This window comes from Endozoicomonas sp. ALD068 (genome assembly GCF_049310145.1).
Lineage (GTDB): Bacteria > Pseudomonadota > Gammaproteobacteria > Pseudomonadales > Endozoicomonadaceae > Endozoicomonas_A.
Genome location: NZ_JBLYNU010000004.1, coordinates 2,190,212 through 2,214,771, shown reverse-complemented (window position 1 = coordinate 2,214,771; position 24,560 = coordinate 2,190,212). Strand labels below are relative to the sequence as shown.

The following is a 24,560-nucleotide window of genomic DNA, read 5'->3' as shown; positions in this document are numbered from 1 at the left end:
TAGAGAGTATGGATTACCCCACAATCGAGTCGCTGGTAGGCAACACTCCTCTTATTCGGCTGCAGAGGCTTTCTGCCGGGCGAGGGAACACTATTCTGTTGAAGATGGAAGGAAATAACCCCGCCGGATCGGTCAAGGATCGTCCTGCGCTCTCCATGATATCTGAGGCGCAAGCCAGGGGCGTCATCCAGCCCGGTGATAATCTGATCGAAGCGACCAGTGGTAACACCGGTATAGCCCTGGCCATGGCTGCTGCTATCAAGGGTTATCGAATGATTCTGATCATGCCCGATAACATGAGCGAAGAACGCAAGGGTGCCATGGCTGCTTATGGTGCAGAGCTTAAAATGGTGAGCAAGGAAGAGGGTATGGAAGGGGCCCGGGATCTGGCGCTGGAAATGGAAAAGCAAGGTCTGGGCAAAGTGCTCAACCAGTTCGCTAATCAGGATAATCCTCTGGCGCATTACAAAGGCACCGGCCCTGAAATCTGGCAGCAGACTGGTGGTGAGATCACCCACTTTGTCAGCTCCATGGGTACTACCGGCACCATCATGGGTACCTCAAGGTTCCTGAAAGAACAGAACCCGGATATCCAGATTGTAGGTCTGCAACCTGCTGATGGAGCCAGCATTCCCGGTATTCGGCGCTGGCGACCGGAATACCTGCCGGAAATATTCGATGACAGTCGTGTAGACAGAGTGATGGATATCCATCAGTCCGAAGCCGAAGAAACCATGAAAACCCTGGCCAAAAAAGAAGGTATATTCTGCGGTGTATCTTCCGGTGGCTCTGTCGCGGGAGCATTAAGACTGGCTGAAGAAGTGGAAAATGCCACCATCGTCTGCATTATCTGTGACCGGGGTGATCGTTATCTTTCTACCAACGTCTTTAACCGATAGGGGAATCAACGCATTGACTGTGTCGTCTAAAAGCGGGTTCAAAAAACATTTACACAGTCATTGCTCTCCAGTACTGAAATTTTATACAGCTGTAGGTACAATTCTCAACGGTATTAATTTTTACGCAGCTATTCCCGTGAAAATACAGCATTATTCACTCCGGCACTGCTTCTTGTTGTGAGGGGCTGTGTTGTTTCGTTGACAGGCTGCGTGTGTATTTCTGAATCTGAAGGATACAGTTTCATGCGATCTCAGAAGGCTTCTCCGGGCGCCAGACGTCGGGTCGTTGGAGAAGTTCTTGTACAGGGTCTTTCCCATGATGGTCGGGGTCTTGCCCGATTAAAAGGCAAAACCCTTTTTGTCGATGGGGCGCTTCCCGGGGAGCAGGTTTCGGTCCTGCTGACAGAAGATCGACGTCGTTTCAGCAGTGGTCGGGTCACTGATATAGAGTCTGCTTCAGATGAGCGCGTCTCTCCTCCCTGCCGACATTTTAAAGTCTGTGGTGGTTGCAGCCTGCAATACTGGTCCCATGAGGGCCAGCTTCAGGGCAAACAAAGTATTGTACTGGATCAGTTGCAGCGGTTTTCGTCGCTGACGCCCATGGCAATAGCTGAACCTCTGGCTTCTCAACCCTATGGTTATCGTTATCGTGCCCGTTTGTCGATCCTTTGGAAGAAGGGCCACTTATCACTCGGGTTCAGGGAGAGAAGCAGTAAACAGATTGTCGATGTTCGTGAGTGTCCGGTCCTGGCAGAACCCTTGCAGTCACTACCGGCGTTGCTGCGAGACTGTTTACCAGAACTGAACCAGCGAGAAGCGATCAGTCATGCTGAACTGTTGCTGGCTGATTCCGGCCGCGCCATTCTGCTCAGACACACCAGGGGGTTGCCGCCCGAGGATTTGAACAGGCTGGAAGCAATGGCCCGGGAGCAGCAATTGCACCTGTACCTGATGGGGGATGAGAAGCTTACCCGTTGCCTCTACTCTCCGGTGGCTGATCCCTGGCTGTATTACCGGATACCGGAGATGGACCTTAGGTTTCAGTTCAGACCAACAGACTTTACCCAGGTCAACTGGCCTGTTAATTGTCAAATGGTGGCACAGGCTCTGGATTGGCTGGAATTGACACCGCAAGACCGGGTGCTGGATCTTTTTTGTGGTCTTGGCAATTTTTCTCTGGCAATGGCCAGAAAGACAACTTCTGTCGTTGGTGTCGAGGGCAGTGCGGGGGCTGTTGAGAGAGCTGCATTCAATGCCGGTCTGAATGGTCTGAAAAACACCCACTTTTATCAGGCCAACCTTGCTGCTCTGGTTGAGGGGAACAAGTCAGGGGAGGGCTGGTTGCATCAACATTACGACGCCATGTTGCTGGACCCTCCCAGAACCGGTGCTATTGAAATTATTGAACACATGAAAGGTCATATACCCGATCGGTTGCTTTATATCTCGTGCAACCCTGCAACCCTGGCCAGAGATGCCGGAGCCCTCGCCCAACAGGGGTTCAAGCTGGTCAGATTAGGCGTGATGGACATGTTCCCGCAAACCGGGCATGTCGAATCCATGGCACTTTTTAAACAGTCCTGATTCAGGAGATCCCTTCATTCAGGCAGTGCCTCCGAAGAAATAAGTGGAAAACTTGCATGGTAAAGGTAAGAGAAGATCATCCCGTTCGCTTTGATGGCTCCATCGATTTGGATGCCTGGCTGGTGCGTATGCAGGAAAGCTTTGGTGTGACCGGAACGGATCGCCTCAGGGCTGCCTGTGAACTCAGTCGTTGGGCCGAGCTTGAGGCTCGTCAGCAGGCAGATACTGTCTGGCCTACAGGTTTGGGTTGTTTTCGTACCGGCCTTGAGATGGTTGAAATCCTTGCAGAGCTGAGGCTGGATACTGAAACGCTGGTGGCTGCTGCTCTCTATCGGGCTGTTCGTGAACACAGACTGTCCATGAAACAGGTGGAAGAAGACTTCGGCAAGACCGTCGTTCGTCTGATTAAAGATGTTCAGGGTATGGCCGCCATCAGTGAACTCCTTAACCCGGCCAGAACCCAGGTGCTGGATCAGAGTCAGGACCAGCTGGAAAAAGTCCGCAAGATGCTGGTTTCTATTATTGACGATGTTCGGGTAGCACTGCTCAAGCTGGCAGAGCGTACCTGTGCCATCAGAGCTTTGAGAGATGCTGATAAAGACAAGCGCCGTCGGGTGGCCCGTGAGGTTTTTGAAATCTATGCCCCCCTGGCTCACCGCCTGGGTATCGGTTATATCAAGTGGGAGCTGGAAGATCTTTCCTTCCGCTATCTGAATCCTCAGGATTACAAACGTATTGCCCGCCTGCTGGATGAGAAAAGAACCGATCGCCAGCAATATATTGACCATGTTGTCGATCAACTCAGGCAAGCGCTGGGTGAAGCTCAGATAGAAGCCAATGTTTATGGTCGCGCGAAACATATCTACAGCATCTGGCGAAAAATGAAACGCAAGGGGCTGGACTTCAGGGACCTTTATGACATTCGTGCTTTTCGGGTGATTACCAGAGAGGTCAGGGATTGCTACGCGGCTCTGGGTGTTGTGCACTCTCTGTTTAATCATATCCCTCAGGAATTCGATGATTACATCGCAACGCCCAAGGAGAATGGTTATCGCTCCCTGCACACAGCGGTCTTTGGACCGGAAGGCAAAACGCTTGAGGTACAGATTCGAACCGAAGCGATGCATGAAGAAGCTGAGCTGGGTGTTTGTGCCCACTGGAAGTACAAGGGCACCGACGTTAATACCAAAAGTGACAGTTATGAAGAAAAGCTCAACTGGCTGCGTAATGTCATGGAGTGGCATGAAGAGTTGGGTGATCTGGGAGGCATCGCTGAAGAGTGGCGTTCTGATGTCGAGCCGGATCGTATTTATGTGTTCACAAAAGCAGGTCATGTAGTGGATCTGTCTCTGGGTGCTACGCCCATTGATTTTGCTTTCAGAATTCATTCAGAAGTGGGTTTGAAGTGTCGCGGCGCTAAGGTGGGAGGCCGCATTGTGCCTCTGAATCACAATCTTAAAACCGGAGATCAGGTAGAAATTCTGACCGGACCCAATGTTCAACCCAGTCGTGACTGGCTCAACCCGGATCTCGGTTATGTCAATACCAATCGGGCAAGAGCCAAAATTACCAACTGGCTGAAAAAGCAGGATCGCGACTCCAATATTGTTGATGGCAGTAGTCAGCTCAATGCTGAACTCAAACGTCTGGCTCTGACGGGCGTTGATTTCAACGATCTCCTGCCTCAGACGCCCTTTAAGGAAATGGATGATATGTACGCAGCCATCGGAGCTGGCGATTATCGTGTCACCCAGGCCGTAGCCCTGGCTCAAAGAGAGCTGGAGCCGGAAGCAGAAAAAGAGTTTGAGATACGTACCCGGGCACCTCAGGAAAAAGTGTCAGACAGTACTATCACCATTGACGGGGTGGGTAATCTGATGACCCAGATGGCCGGCTGCTGTCAACCGGTGCCCGGTGATCCCATCATAGGCTATATCACGATCGGTCGTGGTGTCACCATTCACCGACAGGACTGCAATAACGCCCTGAATCTTCAGGAGCTGGAACCGGAAAGACTGATAGAGGTGAACTGGGGCTATTCTCCGGAATACATGTACCCGGTGGAAATTATCATCACCGCCTATGACCGCTCAGGGCTGCTGCGCGATATTACCATTGTTCTGGCTAATGAGCGTGTCAATGTTCTCTCAGTACAGACGCGAACCAGCAAGGAAGACAACATTGCCAATATGTTGTTGACGGTTGAAGTTCAGAGTCTGCAGCAACTGAGTAAAGTCCTGGCTAAAGTCAATCAGCTGCCCAACGTGGTCGAAGTTGCGCGTTATCGCAAGGAAGGCAGATGAGTCAGAGTAGCCTGGAGGATATGCTGTATCTTATGAGCAGGCTTCGGGACCCCGAAGCTGGTTGCCCCTGGGATCTGGAGCAGAACTTTACGACTATAGCCCCCTATACACTGGAAGAGACCTGTGAAGTTCTGGAGGCCATTGCCAGCGAGGATTTTGAAAACCTTCGTGAAGAACTCGGTGATTTGCTGTTTCAGGTAGTGTTTCATTCAAGAATGGCAGAAGAGGCCGGGCTCTTTGATTTTCATCAGGTCGCTGCTGGTCTGGTGGAGAAAATGGTGCGTCGTCATCCCCATGTTTTCCCTGACGGAACCCTGGAATCCAGAATGTCGCCGAATGATGACACCACTTCCGATCAAGTCGTTGAAAGTTGGCAGGCGATCAAGCAGAAAGAGAAACTGGCAAGGGGGGAGAAGACTTCAGAGTCGGCCATGCCGTCAAAATTACCGGCTGCTTTACCCTCGTTAACAAGAGCGTTCAAACTGCAAAAAGCGGCTGCAAAGGTCGGTTTTGACTGGCCAGAAGTCGAACCCGTGTTTGACAAGATTCAGGAAGAAATGGAAGAAATACGTGAAGCTGTGCGAGAACAGCAGGGCAATGATCGGATTGCAGAAGAAATAGGTGATCTGATGTTTGCCTGTGTCAATCTTGCGCGTCATCTTTCAGTGGATGCGGAGTTGTCATTGCGCAAAGCCAGTGACAAGTTTGAGAAGCGTTTTCGAACCATGGAATTAAGGGCTGCTGAAGAAGGCCATGAGTTTCATCAGTTAACACTGGAAGAAATGGAAGCGTACTGGCAGCTGGGAAAAGTTCGTTAGTGGGCTTTTTTGACCCTTTGCAGAAATAACATTGACATTTTTCCACCCTGGCCCCATGAAAGGCACGACATTGAAAAAATAGCAGAGCAAGATGCTTGACTCTTTACATAATGCGCGGAGTGATAGACCTGATTAGAAAAAAAACGAACATGTTTGAACATTGGTTGACTTAAATCAATGGTTTTGCGTTGATGAGTTTTGTTGTTGTTTGAAATAATCTGCCCGCTGTCGGGGCTGCTAAAAATAAACAAGTTTTTATAAGGCCTCGCAATTAATATCTTGAATGTATACCTACGTGGGCGGAGCTCATTTTTATGCGAAAATCTTTCTTTGGTGAATGTCTGGCTGAGTTTATCGGCGTTGGCCTTCTGATTTTCTTCGGTGTTGGCTGTGTTGCCGCATTGGTACTGGCGGGCGCGGATTTTGGTCAGCTGGAAATTTCTATTGTCTGGGGGCTGGGCGTCTCTATGGCGATATACGTAACCGGTGGTGTTTCCGGCGCTCATCTGAACCCGGCAGTCACTTTGGCATTGACTGTGTTTAAAGGTTTCGAAAAGCACAAGGTTGTGCCTTACATCCTTGCCCAGATTTTGGGTGCTTTCTGTTCCGCTGCATTGGTTTATTTTCTTTATAGTAATCTGTTTGCCGATTTTGAACTGTCTCAAGGTATCGTCCGTGGTTCCGAAGAGAGCCTGGCCACAGCGGGTATCTTTTCCACCTATGCGCACAGTGCCCTGAGCAATATGCAGGCATTTGCTGTGGAGTTTGTGATTACTGCAGTGCTGATGGGGGTTATTCTGGCTATTGGTGATAACAACAATGGTGACTCCAATGGTGCGCTGTCTGCCCTCCTGATCGGTTTGCTGATTGCAACCATTGGTTCTGCTTTTGGCCCACTGACTGGTTTTGCCATGAACCCTGCCCGGGATTTTGGTCCCAAGCTGTTCACCTATATGGCAGGTTGGGGTGAAGTGGCTCTGACCGGCGCTCGAGCCAATCCCTATTTTTGGGTACCAATAGTGGCTCCGATCGGCGGCGCAATGGCTGGCGCATGGATTTACATTAACCTGTTAGGCAAACAATTAGAGCCCGAGACAACATCGAGCCAATTAGAGATAAAAACCACATAACACAGTAAAACCCGTTACGCACCCTGTTACATAGAAAGCGCGGTCTTTTTCACTGTTTTGTATAACAGGCTTAACTGGGTGCACTGCTGATATCAGCCCAGAGCTGAATGATAAAGAAGATTGATTATGACGACTGAGAAGAAATACGTTGTTTCATTAGACCAGGGTACTACAAGCTCCCGAGCCATTATCTTTAATCACGACGGTGACATGGTGGGAACTTCACAGCGTGAATTTACCCAGCACTACCCACAGGCGGGTTGGGTTGAGCACGACCCGATGGAAATCTGGGCGACCCAAAGTTCTGTGCTGACGGAAGTTCTGGCTAAAACAGGTATTCGTTCTGACGAAATCGCTGCTCTGGGTATCACCAATCAGCGTGAAACCACTGTCGTTTGGGATAAGAACACTGGCCGCCCTGTTTATAACGCCATTGTATGGCAGTGTCGTCGTACAACCGAAATCTGCGAGCAGCTGAAGAAAGAAGGTCTGGAAAACTATATCCGGGAAACCACCGGTCTGGTTCTGGATGCTTATTTTTCGGCAACGAAAATCAAGTGGATTCTGGACAATGTAGAAGGTGCTCGTGAAAAAGCTGAAAACGGCGATCTGCTGTTCGGTACTATCGATACCTGGCTGACCTGGAAGCTGACCGAAGGTCGTGCCCATGTCACCGATTATTCTAATGCTTCGCGCACCATGCTGTACGATATCAATAGACTGGACTGGGACGAAAACCTGCTGAAGGCTATGGGAATTCCTTCCTCTATGTTACCGGAAGTGAAATCCAGCTCTGAAATTTATGGCCAGACTAACATTGGTGGAAAAGGCGGTACCCGCATTCCTGTAGCCGGTATTGCGGGGGATCAGCAGGCGGCTCTGTTCGGCCAGATGTGTCATGAAAAAGGTATGGCCAAGAATACCTATGGCACAGGATGCTTCCTGCTGATGAATACGGGGAGTGAGCTGGTCAAATCAGAAAACGGTTTACTGACCACCATAGCTTTCGGTATTGATGGCAAAGTGCAATACGCTCTGGAAGGTGCCGTATTTATGGGTGGTGCTTCAGTTCAGTGGCTTCGTGATGAACTGGGACTGATCCGTGATGCTGCCGACACGGAATATTTTGCCAATAAAGTCGACGACACTAACGGTGTTTATGTTGTGCCTGCTTTTGTAGGTCTGGGTGCCCCTTACTGGGATCCCTACGCGCGTGGTGCGATCTTTGGCCTGACCCGGGGAGCTAACCGTAACCACATAGTTCGTGCAACACTGGAAGCCATTGCTTATCAGTCCCGTGATCTGATTGACGCAATGGAACAGGATTCCGGAATTGAAATGAAACAGTTGCGCGTCGACGGTGGTGCGGTAGCCAATAACTTTTTGATGCAGTTCCAGTCTGACATTCTCGACACTGAAGTGGTTCGCCCGACAGTTGTAGAATCCACTGCCGCAGGTTCGGCCTATCTTGCGGGCCTGGCCGTTGGTTTCTGGAAAAGCACTGATGAGTTAAAGGATAAGGTTTCCGTTGATCGAGTCTATGCTCCGTCGATGTCCGATGAAGATCGTCTGAAACTTTACGACGGTTGGAAGAAAGCGGTCGTTCGCAGTCAGTCATGGGAAAATCAGGAGTGATGTAAATTTCCTGATACTATTGCAAATGAGCCTGCTCAGGCAGGCTCGCGATTGCAATGGGGGTTATTTACTCTGCGCTCTGAGTCTTGACTGAGTTCGGTTTCTGGTTCATTGGAGATGACTTTTTACGCAAGCCATCAAAGGTGAAAATAATCAGGGCCAGCCAGATCAGACCAAAGGTGATTAATTGAGCCTGAGTCACCTGTTCTTTGTAGACGAACAGTCCAACCAAAAAAGAAATGGATGGACCAAGATACTGCAGGATACCGATTGTGGTTAATGTCAGCTTTTTGGCCGCCGTGATAAACAAAACCAGAGGGACGGTGGTCACCAATCCGGCCAGAGACAACAGTAGACTGGTGTGAGGGTCCGAGAAACGGAAACTGTGGTTGCCACTTTTGTAGAGCCAGAAAAAATATCCCAGAGTCACTGGCAGCAGAATCAGAGTTTCGAAAGCCAGGCCAGGTACAGCCTCCACCTGAGTCTTTTTCCTGACCAGTCCGTACAAGCCAAAACACATAGCCAGGGCAAAAGCAACCCAGGGCACAATACCTAACATCAGTATCTGATAGATGACAGCGACAGTAGCCAGGAGGATAGCAATCTGTTTGAGCGGTGACAGTTTTTCATTCAAAAACAGATAGCCCAGAAGAACATTAAACAGTGGGTTGATGTAATAACCGAGACTGGTTTCAAGAATCCTGTCATTGGTCACACCCCAGATAAAGATCAACCAGTTTGCACCAACGAGAATAGCGGATAGTGTCAGTGTTCCCGACAGTTTGATACTGGAGAAAATCTGCTTTAGCTCTGAAATCGTACCTGTTATTTTCAGTAGGGCCAGCAGCAATAAAGCTGACCAGAATACGCGGTGTCCCAATACTTCCAGCGGAGGTGCGTGTTCCAGAGCTTTGAAATAAATGGGTACCAGCCCCCAGATGGTAAAGGCCATTATACCCAATGCAAAGCCAGAGAAATCTCGTTGTTCGGACACTCTTTTTCCTTAAATGGTTACTTCTAATTACGCAGTTATGGTGACGAGCATGGTGTTCTGTTTTTCACGAAGGGACATTGTGCCTGAACATTTGTTTCGAGTTAACCCACTTCTCTATTGATAAGCACGCATTGAGAAAAAAGCCCTTAAGCCGATGACTTTACTGATGGATGAGTAAAGGATGCAAAGGCTGCGATGCGATGGATTACCGGTTTTACGATAGTTCTGTTGAGTCTGTTTACTCAGGCCGAAGTGCGGTTACCTGTTTATCGTGTAGCGATCATCGATCGCTTTTTCCCTCCGGCCGAAGGTTTTAAAAATGATGAAGAGCGAGTTCTCCATGGTTGGCTGTATGGCATGATGGACTTAGACGACGATGAACGTCGGGAGCCTTTTTATCATGGTGATGTGGTTCGGATGATAGCGTCTCACCCTCAGATTACGTTTATCCAATACCCGATTCTGGATGGGAAAAAGCCCATGTCAGAAATCCTCGTCAACCTTCAGAATATTCTGGCTCGCTTCGAAAAACAGCCCGTTGATGCCGTTCTTCTTTCCTGGGAGTCTTCCACGTTGATCAGCACATTCAAAGCGCCACTTCAGTTGCAGCGGGCAGGAGAGTATAAGAAGAAAGTTAGGGAGATGGGGCAGGCGGATGAAGTCTGGAAAACCACTTACCAGATTATAATGGCTCTGGAGGCACTTACCACTCAGGGTATACAGGTCTATACCATAGCCGGTAATGGCGGGAGAGGAATGATCAATACCTTTTCTCTTGCGGATGATGTAGTCACGGTCGGCTCTGTGGAACCAGAGTTGCAACACTTTGTTGCTAATAATCCCTTTGTTGATACTTACGCCCGGGCTGCCTACGAAGTCATCCGTATTGATGATTCTGAAGGTAAGCCCGTTGGTTATGACCTCAATGGCGACCAGTGTGTAGATATTCCCTTAAATCGACTGACCGGCTATTCACGAAAAATGACAGAGTACCCTAAAAAATTCTGGCGATTGCTGACAGGTTCTTCATTTGCCGCTCCTGCTGCTCTCAAGGCGGCATTGTTTAACAGCCTGCCGCTAAGAGCCTGTCACTGACCTGCAAAACGTCATTCGTTGTCTTTTTTGATGGGGCTATTTTCCCTGCTGACTGACTTTTGGACAGCGGCAAGAATGCCTCTGAGCATATTCAGTTCTTTGGCTTCAGGCCTGGCCCGGTTATACAGACGACGAAGGCGGGTCATTACCAGACCAGGGTGCTGTTTGATAATAAAGTTGATGTTGTTGAGTGTCTCTTCCAGGTGCTCGTAGAAATATTCAAGCTCACGGGCCAGTGGATATTCTTCTGCTTCGTCGCCTGAGAAATCCGGCTGGCTCTTGCGCAATTCTGCCTTGCGAATGTCGTAGCAGAGAATCTGAATGGCAGAAGCCACGTTGAGCACAGGGTATTCAGGGTTAGCATCAATGGAGACATGATAATGACATTTCTCCAGCTCTTGATTGGTGAGTCCCATAGTCTCCTGACCAAAAACCAGTGCCACCGGATTTCGGGGCGCTTCAGCAACCAGCTTGTCGGCACAAACTTCAGCCGTCAGCATGGGGCGGTTAAAGGTATGGTTGCGGGTGCGGGCACTGGTTCCTATTACCATTGAGCAGTCAGCAATTGCTTCATCCAGGGTCTGAAATACTCTGGCAGCCGCCAGAACGTTCTGGGCTCCTGCTGCCATGGATTCGGCATCCGGATCCGGGAATCGTTGCGGGGAGACCAGGCAAAGATTTGAGAGTCCCATGGTTTTCATGGCCCTGGCGGCGGAGCCAATGTTTCCGGGATGAAAGGTATTGATCAGAATAATGCGAATGTTAGACAGCATCGTAACCCGAATTAGCACTGAGAAGAGGGGTTAAAAGCAGGTCATTATACGTTGAGTCGTTTTAACTTACGACCGGTTGGGTGAAACCGGATTGAATTATTGCCATTCCATCTGAAGAGTGACGGTAATTTACTGTTGCCTGACTGTATAACCACCCGAGTTCAGATAGAATAGTCTTCTTTTCCCCCTCAGGTTGTGTCCTCTGCTATGAGTCGTATTACGGAGAAGCAGGCTTATAAATGGTTGATTGGCCAGCTCAGTCCTACCCGGAACTGGTTGCTGGTAGCCATCATACTGGGCTTGATCAATGGTCTGTTGTTTCTGGCTCAGGCTGGGTTGCTGGCGAAAATTATTCATCAGATCGTAATGGAAGGCGCAGTCAGGGAGTCTTTGATCCATGACCTGATTCTGACGGCTATGATTATCCTGCTTCGGGCACTCTGTCATTGGGGCAGGGAGATCACCGGGTTCAGAGCCGGGTTGATCGTCAAGGAGACTATTCGAGGAGCTATTCTCAATAAGCTGAAAGCTCTTGGCCCTCTTGTCATTGCAGAGCAGCCAGCTGGTAGCTGGTCGACCATGGTGGTAGAGCAGGTGGAAGAGTTACAGGACTTTGTTGCCCGTTACATTCCGCAAATGGCTCTGGCAGTTCTGGTTCCGCTGGTCATACTCATCGTGGCCTTTCCAGTGAACTGGACTGCCGGTCTGATTTTCCTGGGAACAGCCCCTTTGATTCCTGTATTTATGGCCTTGGTCGGGATGAAGGCAGCCGAAGCGAATCGACGGAATTTCCGGGCCTTGGACCGACTGGGTGGTTTTTTCCTTGATCGTTTGCAGGGCATGGAAACGCTGAGGTTATTTCAGCGGACCTATCATGAGCACCAGTCGCTGAAATCGGCCAGTGAAGACTTTCGACACAAAACCATGCAGGTACTGCGACTGGCCTTTCTGTCTTCTACGGTGCTGGAGTTTTTTGCTTCTGTTTCCATTGCTATTCTCGCCGTCTATCTGGGAATGAGCTTTCTGGGCTATCTGAATTTTGGCAGTTATGGTGCCGGGGTCACGCTCTATACCGGCTTGTTTCTGCTGTTGCTGGCGCCTGAGTTCTATCAGCCATTGCGTGATCTGGGAACGCACTATCACGCCAAGTCAAAAGCGGTGGGTGCAGCAGAATTGATCCTTGAGCTGCTAGAGCGCAAAGAGTCCGGGATGCATCAGGGCAGCAATTCAATGGCTATGGACGTGCCGGTTTCACTCAGTGCTGATTGTCTGATGGTTCAGGGCAGTGCCGGTGGCAGAGCTTTGCTCAGGGATGTTTCTTTTGATATTGCAGCTGGCGAGCGAGTGGCCATCATTGGCCCCAGCGGGGCAGGTAAGTCGACCCTGGTAAATACCCTCATGGGGTTCTGGAACTACCAGGGTAAAATCAGAGCCGCAGGTGAAGACCTCTCCAGCCTGTCAATGGATGACTGGCGCAAAAGAATTGCCTGGCTGGGCCAACAGCCCCTGATTATTCATGGCACGGTCTATGAAAATGTTTCATTTGGTCGGGATCTGGATGAATCTCAGGTCAATCGGGCTCTGGCAAAGGCTCAGGCTATGGAGATTGTTGAACAGCTACCGGAAGGGCTGAACAGTCTGCTGCAAGAACAGGGAGGCAATCTTTCCGTAGGGCAGGCACAGCGGATAGCTTTGGCAAGAGCTATAGCCGAGCCGGTAAAACTGTTAATTCTCGATGAGCCAACGGCCAGCCTGGATGCCTACAATGAGCGTCTTGTCCTGGATGCTCTGGAAGCCATCGATCCGCAATGCACTGTCATTACTGTCACCCACCGACTCAAGCAGATAGATTCGATGGACAGAGTGTTGATGTTTGAAAACGGGGAGTTGGTCGCTGATGGTGAACCCGGTGTCCTCAGGCAACAGTCTGCGGTGGTGCAAGCTTTTGTGGCCGGTTTAGCAGGGAGTCTGGATGATGAGTGAGTTGTTGCCTTATTTAAAGCTTTATCGCAGGCACTGGGGGGCACTGTCTGTGGGTATGTTTTTGGCTTTGGCAACCTTGTTGTTCAGTCTTGGGTTGCTGGCACTGTCAGGCTGGTTTATCACGGCAACAGCTTTGGCTGGTCTGACGGTCGTGACCGCTCAGAGATTTGATTTCTTCTCTCCCGGTGCCGGGGTCAGAGGTTTTTCAATCGGTCGTACCGCTGCCCGTTACTTTGAACGTTTGGTGAGTCACGATGCGACCTTCAAACTGTTGGCCTGGTTAAGAAGCTGGTTTTTCGAAAAACTGCTCCCACTTTCTCTGACTCAGTTGAAACGTTATCGTAAGGCTGAATTGCTGAACCGCCTTGTGGCGGACGTTGATGCCCTGGATCAGCTGTATCTGAGACTGTTCAGTCCGGTTATTGCTGCGGTGCTGGTTGTGATTCTGCTTTCTCTTGGGCTGAGCTTTTTTAGCCCTGTTCTGGCTCAGGGGGCGCTGCTGCTGATGGGAGTCTGGTTGATCGTTCTGCCGGTGATGTTCTACCGTCTGGGTTTCAGGAGTGGCCGGGCACAGGGCAAACTTCTGGGGGAGCTGAGACAGAAAGCCCTGGATTATCTGCAGGGCATGGCCGAATCCAGAATTTATGGATCAGAAGTCCGGATGAGGGAGCGTATCGATGTTACTGGGCAAAATTTGAGTTATATCCAGAGAAAAATGTCAAGGCTGGAGGGGCTAGGTGGTGCGTTGATGGTGGCTGGGGCTGGTATTTCAGCGGTCATAATGCTCTATCTTGCTGCAGGGGAATACCAGCAAGGCGTTATTTCCGGACCAGTGATGGTTATGTCCGTCTTTGCAGTACTGGCAGGCTTTGAGGCGTTGATGCCTCTGCCGGGTGCTTTCCAGTTTCTCGGTAACACTCAACTGGCCGCTGCGAGGCTGACAGAGATCCTTGAAGAAGAAGCTATTGAGTTTGGTGATCAAACCATTCCGGATGCCTTCAAGGGTCATATCATTTTTCGGGATCTGTGTTTCCAATACCCCGCAGCTGCGGGAATTTCGGCAGCGGGGCCGATGATTCTGGAGGGCATCAGTCTTGATGTTCCGGCAGGTCAGCACTTGGCGTTACTGGGTAAAACGGGCTGTGGTAAATCGACACTGATCCGTATCCTGACCCGGCAGCTACCGGGTTTTGAGGGCAGTATCGAGCTGGGCGGCATTGCTATTAATGAATATTCCGAGGCTTCACTTTATCAATTATTAACGGTGATTCCCCAGCAAACCCATGTGTTCAGTACGACGCTGAGGCAAAATCTGAAAATGGCCCGACCCGAAGCGCAAGACAGTGAGCTACTGGAAACTGTCAAAGTGGTAGGCCTGGATCGTCTTGCGGCGGCTGAGGGTGAACAGAACCTGCTGGATCTATGGTTGGGACAGGCTGGGATCGCTCTCTCCGGTGGTGAGCAGCGCAGGCTCGCAATAGCCCGGGCACTCTTGAAAAAGGGTGAAGTGTTGATTATGGATGAAGCCAGTGAAGGTCTGGACCCGGTCAGTGAGGATCATTTGATGAACCTGATTCTGGACGCATACCGGGATAAAACCGTCATTATGATTACTCATAAGAAGGCCATGCTGGAGCGCATGGACCGAGTGATTCGAATGGATGGCGGACGTATTGTCTAGGAGGCTTATATGGTCCACAAATGTTATCGTCATGACGGTTTTTTTGGACGACCTTTCTCGTCCAGTTCGGTATCAAAGTCGACAAGACTGTCATCACTGCCTTGTCGCTCGCTCAGAAATTGAGCGGTCTCCTGCCTTTGACGGTCACTGATCACTTTTCTCAGCAGGTTCTGCTCGGATAGCTGATGACTTTCCGGGTGGGTCGCCAATTCATCCCGGCAGGCTTTCAGGAGTTCGATCTGTTCACTGGGGGTATAGTTGCCAATAAAACTGTCCAGATACATATCGGCTGATTCCTCATCATGATCGAGATTGAGAAGTTTTTCGTTATATTTCTCCTTTCTTTCAATCTCATCCGGGGTATCTGTGGGCAATACGGTTAACAGGCTTTCCCTTTGACCAGCGGCTTCAGAGGGATGCAGCAGCTTAACTGCAATGCTCAGGCGCAGGGACATGCGGGCCGCATGATTGCGATTAAGGCCCAGGCTGGCAAATTGCTCCATCTGCCAGGGGATAAGCTCTGCCTCCAGAAAGTGTTCCGGGAAAGGTTGATCGTTTTCAATGCACCAGAGAGCAAAACTGTACGGGTCTTTTTGCCAGAGTTCCCGGGCGAGGCGGGTGCGCTCAACAAGCTCCTGTTGAGGAATGTTGGCAGGAAAAAAATTCTGGTCAACCAGTCCAGCCCCGGCAACACTTCGAGCCCACCGGCATTCGCGAATTTCCCGTTCATTGATCTTTTTATTACTGAGCCAGCCCCGGCCCCTGAGTATATCGGCCAGCTTAAGACCGAAACCCTTTACTTTTCTGACCACACGCCTTCCGAGCCAGAGAGGCTTATTCGCAGATGTCTGCTGGCTTGTGGGAATGTCCTGAAGAAGGTCCTGGCGAAGTATATTGAGGCAGTTTTCAACGCTGCTGGTCATGATTAAGTCCCTGTAGAGCTGTCCTTATTGTGTTTTGAAAGAAGACACTCTCAGTATAGAAGGCTACCCATGACGGCTTATGACAGCTTGTCATGCAGGTAGTGATCAATTTTATCAGTCATGGGTCACCCTGTGGCGGATCAATTTATTCAAAGTTTAATCGCAGTGGGGAGAACTGATCTGGCAAAATTTCCGGAACCATCGTTGTCTAACACAATATCGATTTTCTGTTCACCCAGTTCACCATGCAGATCAGCGAGAATATTGAGTTTATCTACAATGCCCAGTGTTTGTGAAGTTACCAGCAGATCAATATCGCCGCCTTTCTTACCGCTGTCAGCACGCGAACCAAACAATAGAATCACTGACTTTGCATCGTAACCTTGAATGACCTTTTTGATGATCTGTTGTTCCTGTTCAGTCAATCTCATAATGATTATCCGGATGATTTTCGGGGAAAATCATATCGTTTCACAGGTGCCAGAAAAAGCTCTCGACGGGTCTTGCATTATTTTTGTGTTTACTTGCTGCCTGTAAAAGAGATGTGTTGTTCCAGGGGTATGATAAAGATTCAGGCAACCAGCCACCCGGTATTCACTCAGAATTCCGGGCGCTATGGGTTCACAGTTTTTTTGAAAAGAAAAGACTGTTGGGGTCTTCGTGATAATCTCCAAAAGGTGCACAGGGCTCGAAACCAAAGCGTTCATAAAGCTCACAGGCCGGTTTGAAGTGATTCATGGAGCCTGTTTCCAGGTACACGGTCTTATATTGTCTTCGTTCTGCCTCACTGAGAATATTTTTTAAGAGGGCGGAAGCTACACCTCTCCTGAGAAAGCCAGATGAGGTTTTCATGGATTTGATTTCGCCTTCAGAGGGCGAGAGGGCTTTTAATGCACCACAACCTGCCAGGTTGCGGTTTATCCAGGCGGACCAGAAGGTTATGTCTTGCGAACGCAACCTCTCAATATCGAGGGCATGAACGCTTTCTGCCGGTGAGTGACTATACATATCATCCAGGTGGTCTTGGAGCAGATGGGCAATTTCCTGACCCTGTAGGTCGTCTAGTTTTATTTCCATAAATTATTCTTTTACTGCTGAATGGTTATTTAATCTGCAAAGCTGATGCTGTGATCCGCTGGCTGCCGGGTGAGCATCACGATCTTGACTAGTTTCGGTGGCTCATCGTGAATGACTCCGGTTCAGAACATAATACTTTACCGTATCCATGTCCTCTTTTACTTTTTCAAGAATTTCCGAAGTGGACCGAAAACCGAGCCTTAAAAGAACCTGTTGGGACTTTATGTTCCTGGTCAGTGCCCTGGCCCGGATCTGGCTGAGTGGTAACTGTTCAAAGGCGTGGTTTAGCAGTGCTTGTCCGGCTTCTGAGCAATACCCTTGCCCCCAGAAGGGTAGACCCAGCCAGTAACCTAATTTAGCCTCGGTATGAGTTGCGTTATTCAATCCGATGGCTCCGATCAGTGTACTTGATGATTTCAATTTGATGGCATACACAAAAGCGCTGTTTGTTTCTCTCAGGCATTCTTGATCTTTAATCCATTTTTCTGCCAGTCCGTCCGGGTAGGGGTGGGGAATATTTTCGGTCAGTCTGGCTACCTGCTCCTCTCCAGCCAGTGTCTGTACCTGGTCAGCATCCTGCTGAGTGAAGGCTCTGAGGATTAACCGGTCTGTGGCAATTGTTTTTTCCATAATGTCAGACTCTTGTTGTTTCTTCCTGTTTGATATCCTGCCATGGATTTAAACAAAAATCCCTGTTTTGGGGCTTATTGAGATAATGTTAAAGTCACTGACATGGCTTGGCCTTTAACACTTTCATCAAAAGCACTCAACAATATCGTCGATTGAAGAGTGCTTCAGGATCACAACGGTTTTTTATAATAAATGACTGATTGATCTATAGGGCTCAGTACTGTAAATGAATGCTCTCTGATCATCTGACAAGGACCTTGTTCCTTTTTTGATTTGTCCTATGAGTGATCTTGACGAGGCTGACGTTCGATCAAAGCCTTTCTCCAGTCTCTTACTGGCCAGGTTTTTTATGGCATCTATAACCGTCTTATAAAGTGGCTCCGTCATATAGTGAAGGCCTTTACTGCTGTGAAAGGGGTCTTCGCCGCCACCGGCACCACCACTGGCACCCGAGTTTTTACCATTTTTGCTACTTTTTCCATTGCGTCCATGGCTACCACCTTTCTGGCCATTTCCATTTTTCTTGCTTTTGGCGCCAGCTTTTCCGTTACTGCCTCTTGAGTTACCTTTTTTAGTTGCCTGTCGGATTTTGCTGACAGGGGCTGTGAAGTCAGGTCCTCCCATATATAAGCCAGTGCATGCGGGAAGACCTATATCTGAAAAGCCAACACCTGAAACGTCGCCAGTAATCAATGCGCCAAAAAGGGCAAGACCTGAATGGAAACAGCCACTGATGGTGGGTTTGAGTTGAGAGCGATCGATGATGAAACCATTTTCAATAATCACATCGCCCGGCAGTTCCAAAAGAACTTCCTCTTCATAGCCCGGAGCTGCCATTAAGGTGGGTTCTTTCCGTGTTAAGCCATCAGAATAACCATCATTGCTAGCACTGGGAGAATACATTGGATAATATTTGACTGTATGCGAGGTGGGTTCTATGTTGTCGAATGAAATAAATGACACATCTACTTCTTTGTGATTTTGACGGTCGCGGGCTATGGAGCCTCCCGAGTCAGAAACCGGAGATGGTTTCAAAACAATCGGGAGTCTGGCATCTACAAGAGAAACCTTCCTGTTGAGCTCGCTTAATGGAAGAACAGTGATGTTGCATTTATTATCAATCCACTCGCCATAGGCTCCTCCACGACTGGAGGGTGAGTTAGCCAAATTGAAACGCTCTCCATACTCTTCACACAATGTGTCCTTTGGTAATCCATAGGTGCTCGTCGACAGAGATATCGAAACAGCCAGAAGAAAAGACGGAGTTAAAGTTTTTGAGAAAGAAGGAAATGTTTTATTCAACGAAAACCTCACAGTTTATAGTACAGTTTTATCATTAGTTGTGAAGTATTCAAACTAGTTTAAAAAAAGAAAAACGTTTGAGTTTTTTTTGTAAGCATAAGCAACTGGTTAGGTACTTAATGTATAGGTGTTTTTAACTGCCTTTGTGGGAGTATAAACAGATGGAAGCAGCTTAAGCGGATGTCAGTTTGACTGCTTCACACTAAAAAATACATAAACACTAATGCGTGTCACTCTCATAATTTGAGCCATCTCTATTATTATATCTTGGGAGTGCACAATTACATGCTCCACTACAATCACAGGGATCAAAGAATCTAAGTTCCGCCCAAGAGAGAATCAGGGGAGGTTGGTTGACTAAAGCATCATAATTATTAATAACAAACGACAGGGTATAATAATTAGAGCTAACCGAAATCGCTAATACCTGAAGGTCATTGGTGAGTGATCTCTTGAGGTGGTATCGCAGGACGGTTCCGTCATCAAAGTATAATGATACAAAATCTGTTGGTTTCAGGGTGTCATCATCTTCACTCTCGTTTTCACTGTCTCGCTCTTGCACAAGAACCTCAGCAGGTCTGGCGGTATTGAATAACCCGGGTATTATAAATTCATGCGTCAGGTAGGTCTCCGAGTTTAGATATCCTGTTATCCATTTTTGTGTTTCCGGATTGCGCAGGAAAAGGTCAAATATATGGATATCATCGTCTATAACTTCTGTGTTTGATGACGAAAGCGTTTCATAATGACTGGTCATAGTTATATGAGCCATAGAGCGACTATCGATCGTGACATGTTCAGGCAAATGGTCTGGTGTTGCTGTTTCCAGCTCTCTCAGTTTTGCTTCCTGCTCCAGAATGTCTTGATTAATTATCTTGCTACTCAAAAAACAGGGAAGACAGAAAATGCAACATAATAATTGGGCAATAGATCCTGTTTTGGTTGTTGTTTGACCTCTTAGTGTGTAACGAGTATGAAAGCTGTGTTGAAGGTCATGGCTGCCATTTCCTAATAAGCCATGAAAAAAATCGGGCACATTAATGGTCGGATCATGCGGGTAAAATTCTATATTGGTGTCAGAGAGCAGATCGTAAATAACAAAATGATCTCCGGAAATACCACTCAAATAGTTAGTGAGGGCATCCCAATAGCCTTCTCTTGTGGCTTCGCTATGACCGGAGTGAGTGGATGATGTGACTTTACCATTGAGTACAAGTTGACCCAGATGCTCCAACTTCCATCTGAAGTGCAAGTCTTCTGCATTTGAATAAGACGATAGCAAGTAAAGAAAGAATAAAATTATTACACTGACGTTTGTTTTCATTGTTAACTACCTGTTGCTCAGAGGTAAAACGATTATGCTTGAGAAATGTGAACGGGTGGAAACAGCTTAACCTGATGTTCATTACAGTTTCGTATTGAGTTTGCCATCCATATCTTGCGATTCCTGGGTGCCCAGCGGCACTATCACTTCTGCATGATTGAGCATGTCCTGGCCATTATCACCTATGGTTTCACGCTGATAATTTGAATTATGGGTATCATTATTTCTTGAAGTTGCACAATTACATGCCCCATGATGATGACAGGCTTGTTGTAATGGTAACTGTATTGGTAGCTCGGTGTAATGTGGCGGAGGCTGGTTTGCTATAACATCATAATTATCAATAACGAGTGTCAGAGTGTAACCAGCAGAACTAATAACAATTGCCAGTACCTCAATTTGATTGTTGGATAACCTGTTAAGGTGATATTGCACTCTAGTACCGGTCAGAAAGTTTAATGATAAAAAATGTGACGCTTGCAAGTTTTCACTGCCTTGCTCTTGCACGAGAACTGTAGCTGGTATAGCAGTTCGGATTAATCCGGGAATTATCAATTCCAATACATGGTTGGTCGTTGAATCCAGATGCCCTATAATCCATCGTTGAGTTTCCGGAGTATTCAGGAAAAGGTCAAATATACGGGTGTTATCATTTATGGCTTCTGTGTTTGACGATAAAAACTGTTGATAATTATTGGTCACAGCTGTATGAGATAGAGAGCGGCTGTCAATAGTTACATGCTCTGGCAAATGTTCTGGTGTGGCTGCTTCCAGCGCTCTTACTTTTTCGTCCAACAAGTCTTGATAATCCCCATTGCCAGCCACAAAAAAACAAGGACAGAATAAACAGAATATAAGTTCAGTAATCATGGATTTCCTGGTTTCAATTTGACCTCTTAGTGTGTAACGAGTGTGGAAGCTATGTTGAAGGTTATGAAGGCCATTTCCTAGCAACTCATAAAAAAAAACGGGTACATTATTTCCAGAGTTCTGCTGATTAAACTCTATATTGATCGAAGAAAGCAGTTCATAAATGAGAATGTAATCCCCGGATAGATCACTAAAACCTTTGGTGGGATCATCCCAGTAACATTCTCTTGTAGGCCCGCTATGACTAGAATGAGTGGATGATGTGGCTGTGCCGTTGAGTACTAATCTACCCAAATGCTCCAACTTCCATTTAAAGTGCAAGGCATCTGAGTTTGAATAAGATGATAACAAGATAAGACAGAATAAAATCATTAATTTGGCGCTTTCTTTCACTGTTAAATACCTGTTTTTTCACTCATATCGAATTTTAGAAATCAGAGGTGAAAGGTAGCACAAAACTTTCATATAACAATTTCATGAAGCTTGTAATAACTATTAGACGTCCTTGTACAACTCTAAAAAAACGTATAGAGTTTTTTGTCAACCTGATATGTGGGTGTTTTTACCTGTCTTCGTGAATGTAGTCGGCTTCGGGTAATCCTATTCTCGACCGCTTCAAGATGATAAAGCCTGAGAAATATACAGGAGAATAAGTAGTTTAATCTGATGTTCACTTCAACTGCTCCAGACCTGAAATTACATGACCAATAATGCTGTCACTCTGATAATCTGAGTCTTCTGTGCCCTGTGATTCATCTGTATCATTTTTTCTTTGGTTGGAACAATTACATGCTCCTCGGCAATGACAGGTGTTTGCTGGTGCTACTTCTGCCTGGTTAGAATACGCAGGAGGCTGGTTGGCTGAAATATCATAGTTATCAATAGCGAATGTCAGGGTGTAAAGATGAGAGCTAACTACAATTGCTAATACCTGTATATCATTATTGGATAATTTCTTAATGTGGTATTGCACTCTGGCTTCGTTAGGAAAATATATTGATACAAAATGTGAGGGTTGCAGGCTTACATTGTTATCTCCACTGGTTTGATGCTGCACAAAAATCATAGCGGGTAAAGCTGTATTGAATAGCCCGGGTATTATCAGTTGTAACATCATTCCGTTTTTAAGATTTAGATGCGCTATTATCCATTTTTGTGTTTCCGGATTATTCAGGAAGAGATCAAATATATGGGTATCATCGTCTATAGCTTCTGTATTTGACAATAAAAACGTATGACGATCATTTGACACAGCTGTTTCAGATAATATTGAGCGGCTATGGATAGTTACATGATCTGGCAAATGGTTTGGTGTTGCTGCTTTCAACTCCTTCACTCTTTCTTGCTGAATTTGCGAATCTTGAGAAACCAGCTCAGCAGGCATGAAGCAGGGAGTGCAGAAAGTGGAATATAACAGTTCAGCAATTGAAGATGTCGTCTTTGGCGATTGACTTCTAAGTGTATAACAAGTCAGGGAGCTATGTTTAAGGCTATTGAAGCCATCTCCTAACAAACTGTAAAAGAACATTGGTATAATATTACAAGATTGAGTCTGATTGAATTCTATAGAGGTAACAGTAGTTACTTCATAAATGCAAAAATCATACCCTGAGCAATCAGTCTTCGATTGAGTAAGGTCTTCATAATTACATTCTGTTAAATCTTCTCTATGACCACAATGATGGGATGATGTGGCTGTACCACTTAGCAGCAACCTGTCGTTCAGCTCCAGATTCCAGTTAAAGTGTAAGTCTTTTGAGTTGGAATAAAATGATAGCGAGTAGAGAAAGAATACAATAATTAATCTGACGTCTATATTCATTACTAACTACCTATTTTTTACGAATATCAATTTCCAGACATTTGAAGCTTAGAATAGCTTAAACATTTGATATAACTTTTTTTATGAGTTCTTCTAGCGACCAATAGACGTCTTTGTATAAATGTAAATCTTCGGCGAGCTGCTAGTGGCGATCAGGTAGAAACTGACGTATTGTCTTGAGCGACAGCCTGGTATAAATAAGGGCGAGTATTCACTGATGTGGGGCAGTTTTGAAGCGAATTGACACAAAGATGGCACGATTCGACAAAAGCATCATAACAGAGTCACTGCTGGGATTCTGTTGCTGTTAATTTCGCTCAGTTGGCCAGGGTCATTTTACCATCTGAATGACTCTCAGGGGGCTGGGAAGCAGATTGTTGCCAACGTCCACTGCCCAACGGAGACGCTCATTTTCAGCCTCACAGACGAGTATGAGGAAAAAATATACGAGGATTCATAATGTTAATTCTATGAATCCGATTATCTGAATTATCAGTATCATTTGCCCTTGAATGGTCACAATTACATGCGCCGTTACAGTTACAGGTTTTTGGTAATGCCGCATAATGTGGGGGAGGTTGGTTAGCTGTAATATCATAATTATTAACTACGAGTGTGAGGGTATACCCCTCAGCGCTTACCACAATTGCTAGTACCTCAATCTCTATGTCGGAGACTCGATTAAGGTGATATTGTACTTTAATTCCATTGGTAAAATCTAATGATAAAAAATGTGATGGTTGCAGGCTTTCATCATTAGTTTCCCCGTTATTCTCTTGCACAAGAATTGCAGCAGGTGCTGCTGTATTGAATAACTCAGGTATTATCAGTTCTAACCTCTGGTTGGTTTTTGGGTTTAGATTCTCTATTAGCCAATGCTGTGTTTCCGGAGTATTCAGGAAAAGATCAAATATATGAGTCTTAGCGTCTGTAGCTTCTGTGCTTGATGATGAAAGCATCTTATGATGACTGTCCACAGCCCCATGATATAAAGCGCATTTATGAATAGTGATATGCTCTGGAAAATCGGCTGCTATTGCTGCTTCCAATGCTTTGATTCTGGCCAGCTCATTGTCAGATCCATGTGAGACTTTGGCTGAGCATTTCTTGAATCCCAGATAAAAAGGATGACAGAGCACGCAACAAAAGAGTTCAGCAAGGTTACTTGCTTTTGTTGTGTGACCTCTTAGTGTGTATTGAGTATTGAAACTATGGTCAAGACGATCATTGCCATTGCCTAATAAAGTATTAAAAAGCTTTGGCACAGTATAACCTGGATTATTTTGATCAAAATTCACAGTAGTAAAAGAGACTACGTCATAATAAATGGCAAAACTGTCCCCTGAACAAGAAACAGAAGGTGGAGTGGAAATATCCAGCTCTGATGGGTGATCATTCCAACCTGTTAAAGAATTGCTATGACTTACCTGATTGGTTGTTACTGTTTTACCACTTAGTAGCAAATTATTATGGTGTTCCAGCTTCCAATTGAGGTGTAAATCTTTTGAATGCGAATAAAATGGTAGCAATAATAGTAGAAAAAAAATAATTGATCTGACGTGCATTTTCATTGTCAATCACCTGTTTTTCATTAAAATCAACTTGCCGATGTAGGCAATTAAGGATAGCTCAAGTCATTGGTGAGATATTTTTTGAGGATTTTAATAATGGGTAAACATACAGGTATGTTTGAAAAACTTTGTGCCGGATTATAATG

At 46.8% G+C, this 24,560-nt stretch carries 20 protein-coding genes; 9 read left to right on the top strand and 11 right to left on the bottom strand.

The annotated features are described in order from the left end of the window. Nucleotides 1–8: 8 nt before the first annotated feature. From cysM to glpK, 6 genes are all read left to right on the top strand, one after another. Nucleotides 9–899 carry a cysteine synthase CysM gene (cysM, locus tag ACO6V5_RS07955; RefSeq protein WP_422133565.1) on the top strand — a complete coding sequence of 297 codons (891 nt, stop codon included), beginning with the start codon at nucleotides 9–11 and terminating at the stop codon, nucleotides 897–899. A gap of 243 nt (nucleotides 900–1,142) precedes the next feature. Further along, complete coding sequence (gene rlmD / locus ACO6V5_RS07950) at nucleotides 1,143–2,483, top strand: 23S rRNA (uracil(1939)-C(5))-methyltransferase RlmD (protein ID WP_422408983.1); 1,341 nt, start codon at nucleotides 1,143–1,145, stop codon at nucleotides 2,481–2,483. 56 nt (nucleotides 2,484–2,539) lie between these two features. Beyond that, a complete protein-coding gene (gene relA / locus ACO6V5_RS07945; RefSeq protein ID WP_422133567.1) occupies nucleotides 2,540–4,786 on the top strand; it encodes a GTP diphosphokinase in 2,247 nt (748 codons plus the stop codon). Next, nucleotides 4,783–5,604, top strand: coding sequence for a nucleoside triphosphate pyrophosphohydrolase (gene mazG / locus ACO6V5_RS07940; protein ID WP_422408980.1), 822 nt, complete (start codon nucleotides 4,783–4,785; stop codon nucleotides 5,602–5,604). Before relA ends, mazG begins: the two co-directional genes overlap by 4 nt. Before the next feature lie 314 nt (nucleotides 5,605–5,918). Next, nucleotides 5,919–6,734 (top strand): MIP/aquaporin family protein, encoded by an 816-nt coding sequence (locus ACO6V5_RS07935; protein ID WP_422133569.1) that lies wholly within the window; start codon nucleotides 5,919–5,921, stop codon nucleotides 6,732–6,734. A 126-nt stretch (nucleotides 6,735–6,860) separates the two neighbouring features. Further along, on the top strand, nucleotides 6,861–8,369 hold the full coding sequence (gene glpK / locus ACO6V5_RS07930) for a glycerol kinase GlpK (protein ID WP_422133570.1): 1,509 nt from the start codon (nucleotides 6,861–6,863) through the stop codon (nucleotides 8,367–8,369). Nucleotides 8,370–8,436: 67 nt separating this feature from the next. On the opposite strand, the gene rarD is transcribed toward glpK, so the two are convergent. Then, the gene (gene rarD / locus ACO6V5_RS07925; RefSeq protein WP_422133571.1) at nucleotides 8,437–9,363 is read right to left on the bottom strand and encodes an EamA family transporter RarD; all 927 of its coding nucleotides are present in this window, start codon (nucleotides 9,361–9,363) and stop codon (nucleotides 8,437–8,439) included. 195 nt (nucleotides 9,364–9,558) lie between these two features. Between rarD and ACO6V5_RS07920 the strand changes: the two genes are divergently transcribed. After that, the gene (locus ACO6V5_RS07920; RefSeq protein WP_422133572.1) at nucleotides 9,559–10,458 is read left to right on the top strand and encodes a hypothetical protein; all 900 of its coding nucleotides are present in this window, start codon (nucleotides 9,559–9,561) and stop codon (nucleotides 10,456–10,458) included. Nucleotides 10,459–10,469: 11 nt separating this feature from the next. Here ACO6V5_RS07920 and trmJ read toward each other — a convergent pair whose 3' ends face one another. Beyond that, entirely contained in the window at nucleotides 10,470–11,231 is a 762-nt protein-coding gene (gene trmJ, locus ACO6V5_RS07915; RefSeq protein WP_422408977.1) for a tRNA (cytosine(32)/uridine(32)-2'-O)-methyltransferase TrmJ, read from the bottom strand. Nucleotides 11,232–11,438: 207 nt separating this feature from the next. Here trmJ and cydD point away from each other — a divergent pair, with 207 nt between their 5' ends. Both cydD and cydC read left to right on the top strand, forming a co-directional pair. Continuing rightward, nucleotides 11,439–13,214 carry a heme ABC transporter permease/ATP-binding protein CydD gene (gene cydD / locus ACO6V5_RS07910; protein WP_422133574.1) on the top strand — a complete coding sequence of 592 codons (1,776 nt, stop codon included), beginning with the start codon at nucleotides 11,439–11,441 and terminating at the stop codon, nucleotides 13,212–13,214. Next, nucleotides 13,204–14,895: a heme ABC transporter ATP-binding protein/permease CydC gene (cydC, locus tag ACO6V5_RS07905; protein WP_422133575.1), complete on the top strand. Its 1,692-nt coding sequence runs from the start codon at nucleotides 13,204–13,206 to the stop codon at nucleotides 14,893–14,895. Before cydD ends, cydC begins: the two co-directional genes overlap by 11 nt. 29 nt (nucleotides 14,896–14,924) lie before the next feature. Here cydC and ACO6V5_RS07900 read toward each other — a convergent pair whose 3' ends face one another. The 9 genes from ACO6V5_RS07900 to ACO6V5_RS07860 all read right to left on the bottom strand — a co-directional run bounded on the left by ACO6V5_RS07900 (nucleotide 14,925) and on the right by ACO6V5_RS07860 (nucleotide 24,414). Next, a complete protein-coding gene (locus ACO6V5_RS07900; RefSeq protein WP_422411774.1) occupies nucleotides 14,925–15,818 on the bottom strand; it encodes a hypothetical protein in 894 nt (297 codons plus the stop codon). Nucleotides 15,819–15,967: 149 nt separating this feature from the next. Beyond that, nucleotides 15,968–16,249, bottom strand: a complete 282-nt coding sequence (locus ACO6V5_RS07895; RefSeq protein WP_422411772.1) for a nucleotidyltransferase domain-containing protein — start codon at nucleotides 16,247–16,249, stop codon at nucleotides 15,968–15,970. Between the two features lie 190 nt (nucleotides 16,250–16,439). Then, the gene (locus ACO6V5_RS07890; protein ID WP_422133578.1) at nucleotides 16,440–16,895 is read right to left on the bottom strand and encodes a GNAT family N-acetyltransferase; all 456 of its coding nucleotides are present in this window, start codon (nucleotides 16,893–16,895) and stop codon (nucleotides 16,440–16,442) included. Between the two features lie 102 nt (nucleotides 16,896–16,997). After that, nucleotides 16,998–17,525, bottom strand: a complete 528-nt coding sequence (locus ACO6V5_RS07885; protein ID WP_422411770.1) for a GNAT family N-acetyltransferase — start codon at nucleotides 17,523–17,525, stop codon at nucleotides 16,998–17,000. A 183-nt stretch (nucleotides 17,526–17,708) separates the two neighbouring features. Beyond that, nucleotides 17,709–18,692, bottom strand: a complete 984-nt coding sequence (locus tag ACO6V5_RS07880; RefSeq protein ID WP_422411768.1) for a hypothetical protein — start codon at nucleotides 18,690–18,692, stop codon at nucleotides 17,709–17,711. A gap of 355 nt (nucleotides 18,693–19,047) precedes the next feature. Beyond that, nucleotides 19,048–20,151 (bottom strand): hypothetical protein, encoded by a 1,104-nt coding sequence (locus ACO6V5_RS07875; protein WP_422137872.1) that lies wholly within the window; start codon nucleotides 20,149–20,151, stop codon nucleotides 19,048–19,050. An 81-nt stretch (nucleotides 20,152–20,232) separates the two neighbouring features. Then, on the bottom strand, nucleotides 20,233–21,414 hold the full coding sequence (locus tag ACO6V5_RS07870) for a hypothetical protein (protein ID WP_422133583.1): 1,182 nt from the start codon (nucleotides 21,412–21,414) through the stop codon (nucleotides 20,233–20,235). A 277-nt stretch (nucleotides 21,415–21,691) separates the two neighbouring features. Then, a complete protein-coding gene (locus tag ACO6V5_RS07865) occupies nucleotides 21,692–22,843 on the bottom strand; it encodes a hypothetical protein (protein WP_422133584.1) in 1,152 nt (383 codons plus the stop codon). A gap of 419 nt (nucleotides 22,844–23,262) precedes the next feature. Continuing rightward, nucleotides 23,263–24,414, bottom strand: a complete 1,152-nt coding sequence (locus ACO6V5_RS07860) for a hypothetical protein (protein ID WP_422133585.1) — start codon at nucleotides 24,412–24,414, stop codon at nucleotides 23,263–23,265. Between the last annotated feature and the right edge of the window lie 146 nt (nucleotides 24,415–24,560).

Excerpts from the sequence above, each read along its gene's own strand:
- cysM (WP_422133565.1), top strand. The coding sequence starts at position 9 with ATGGATTACCCCACAATCGAGTCGCTGGTAGGCAACACTCCTCTTATT.
- rlmD (WP_422408983.1), top strand. The coding sequence starts at position 1,143 with ATGCGATCTCAGAAGGCTTCTCCGGGCGCCAGACGTCGGGTCGTTGGA.
- relA (WP_422133567.1), top strand. The coding sequence starts at position 2,540 with ATGGTAAAGGTAAGAGAAGATCATCCCGTTCGCTTTGATGGCTCCATC.
- mazG (WP_422408980.1), top strand. The coding sequence starts at position 4,783 with ATGAGTCAGAGTAGCCTGGAGGATATGCTGTATCTTATGAGCAGGCTT.
- ACO6V5_RS07935 (WP_422133569.1), top strand. The coding sequence starts at position 5,919 with ATGCGAAAATCTTTCTTTGGTGAATGTCTGGCTGAGTTTATCGGCGTT.
- glpK (WP_422133570.1), top strand. The coding sequence starts at position 6,861 with ATGACGACTGAGAAGAAATACGTTGTTTCATTAGACCAGGGTACTACA.
- ACO6V5_RS07920 (WP_422133572.1), top strand. The coding sequence starts at position 9,559 with ATGCGATGGATTACCGGTTTTACGATAGTTCTGTTGAGTCTGTTTACT.
- trmJ (WP_422408977.1), bottom strand. The coding sequence starts at position 11,231 with ATGCTGTCTAACATTCGCATTATTCTGATCAATACCTTTCATCCCGGA.
- cydD (WP_422133574.1), top strand. The coding sequence starts at position 11,439 with ATGAGTCGTATTACGGAGAAGCAGGCTTATAAATGGTTGATTGGCCAG.
- cydC (WP_422133575.1), top strand. The coding sequence starts at position 13,204 with ATGATGAGTGAGTTGTTGCCTTATTTAAAGCTTTATCGCAGGCACTGG.
- ACO6V5_RS07900 (WP_422411774.1), bottom strand. The coding sequence starts at position 15,818 with ATGACCAGCAGCGTTGAAAACTGCCTCAATATACTTCGCCAGGACCTT.
- ACO6V5_RS07895 (WP_422411772.1), bottom strand. The coding sequence starts at position 16,249 with ATGAGATTGACTGAACAGGAACAACAGATCATCAAAAAGGTCATTCAA.
- ACO6V5_RS07890 (WP_422133578.1), bottom strand. The coding sequence starts at position 16,895 with ATGGAAATAAAACTAGACGACCTACAGGGTCAGGAAATTGCCCATCTG.
- ACO6V5_RS07885 (WP_422411770.1), bottom strand. The coding sequence starts at position 17,525 with ATGGAAAAAACAATTGCCACAGACCGGTTAATCCTCAGAGCCTTCACT.
- ACO6V5_RS07875 (WP_422137872.1), bottom strand. The coding sequence starts at position 20,151 with ATGAAAACAAACGTCAGTGTAATAATTTTATTCTTTCTTTACTTGCTA.
- ACO6V5_RS07865 (WP_422133584.1), bottom strand. The coding sequence starts at position 22,843 with ATGAATATAGACGTCAGATTAATTATTGTATTCTTTCTCTACTCGCTA.
- ACO6V5_RS07860 (WP_422133585.1), bottom strand. The coding sequence starts at position 24,414 with ATGAAAATGCACGTCAGATCAATTATTTTTTTTCTACTATTATTGCTA.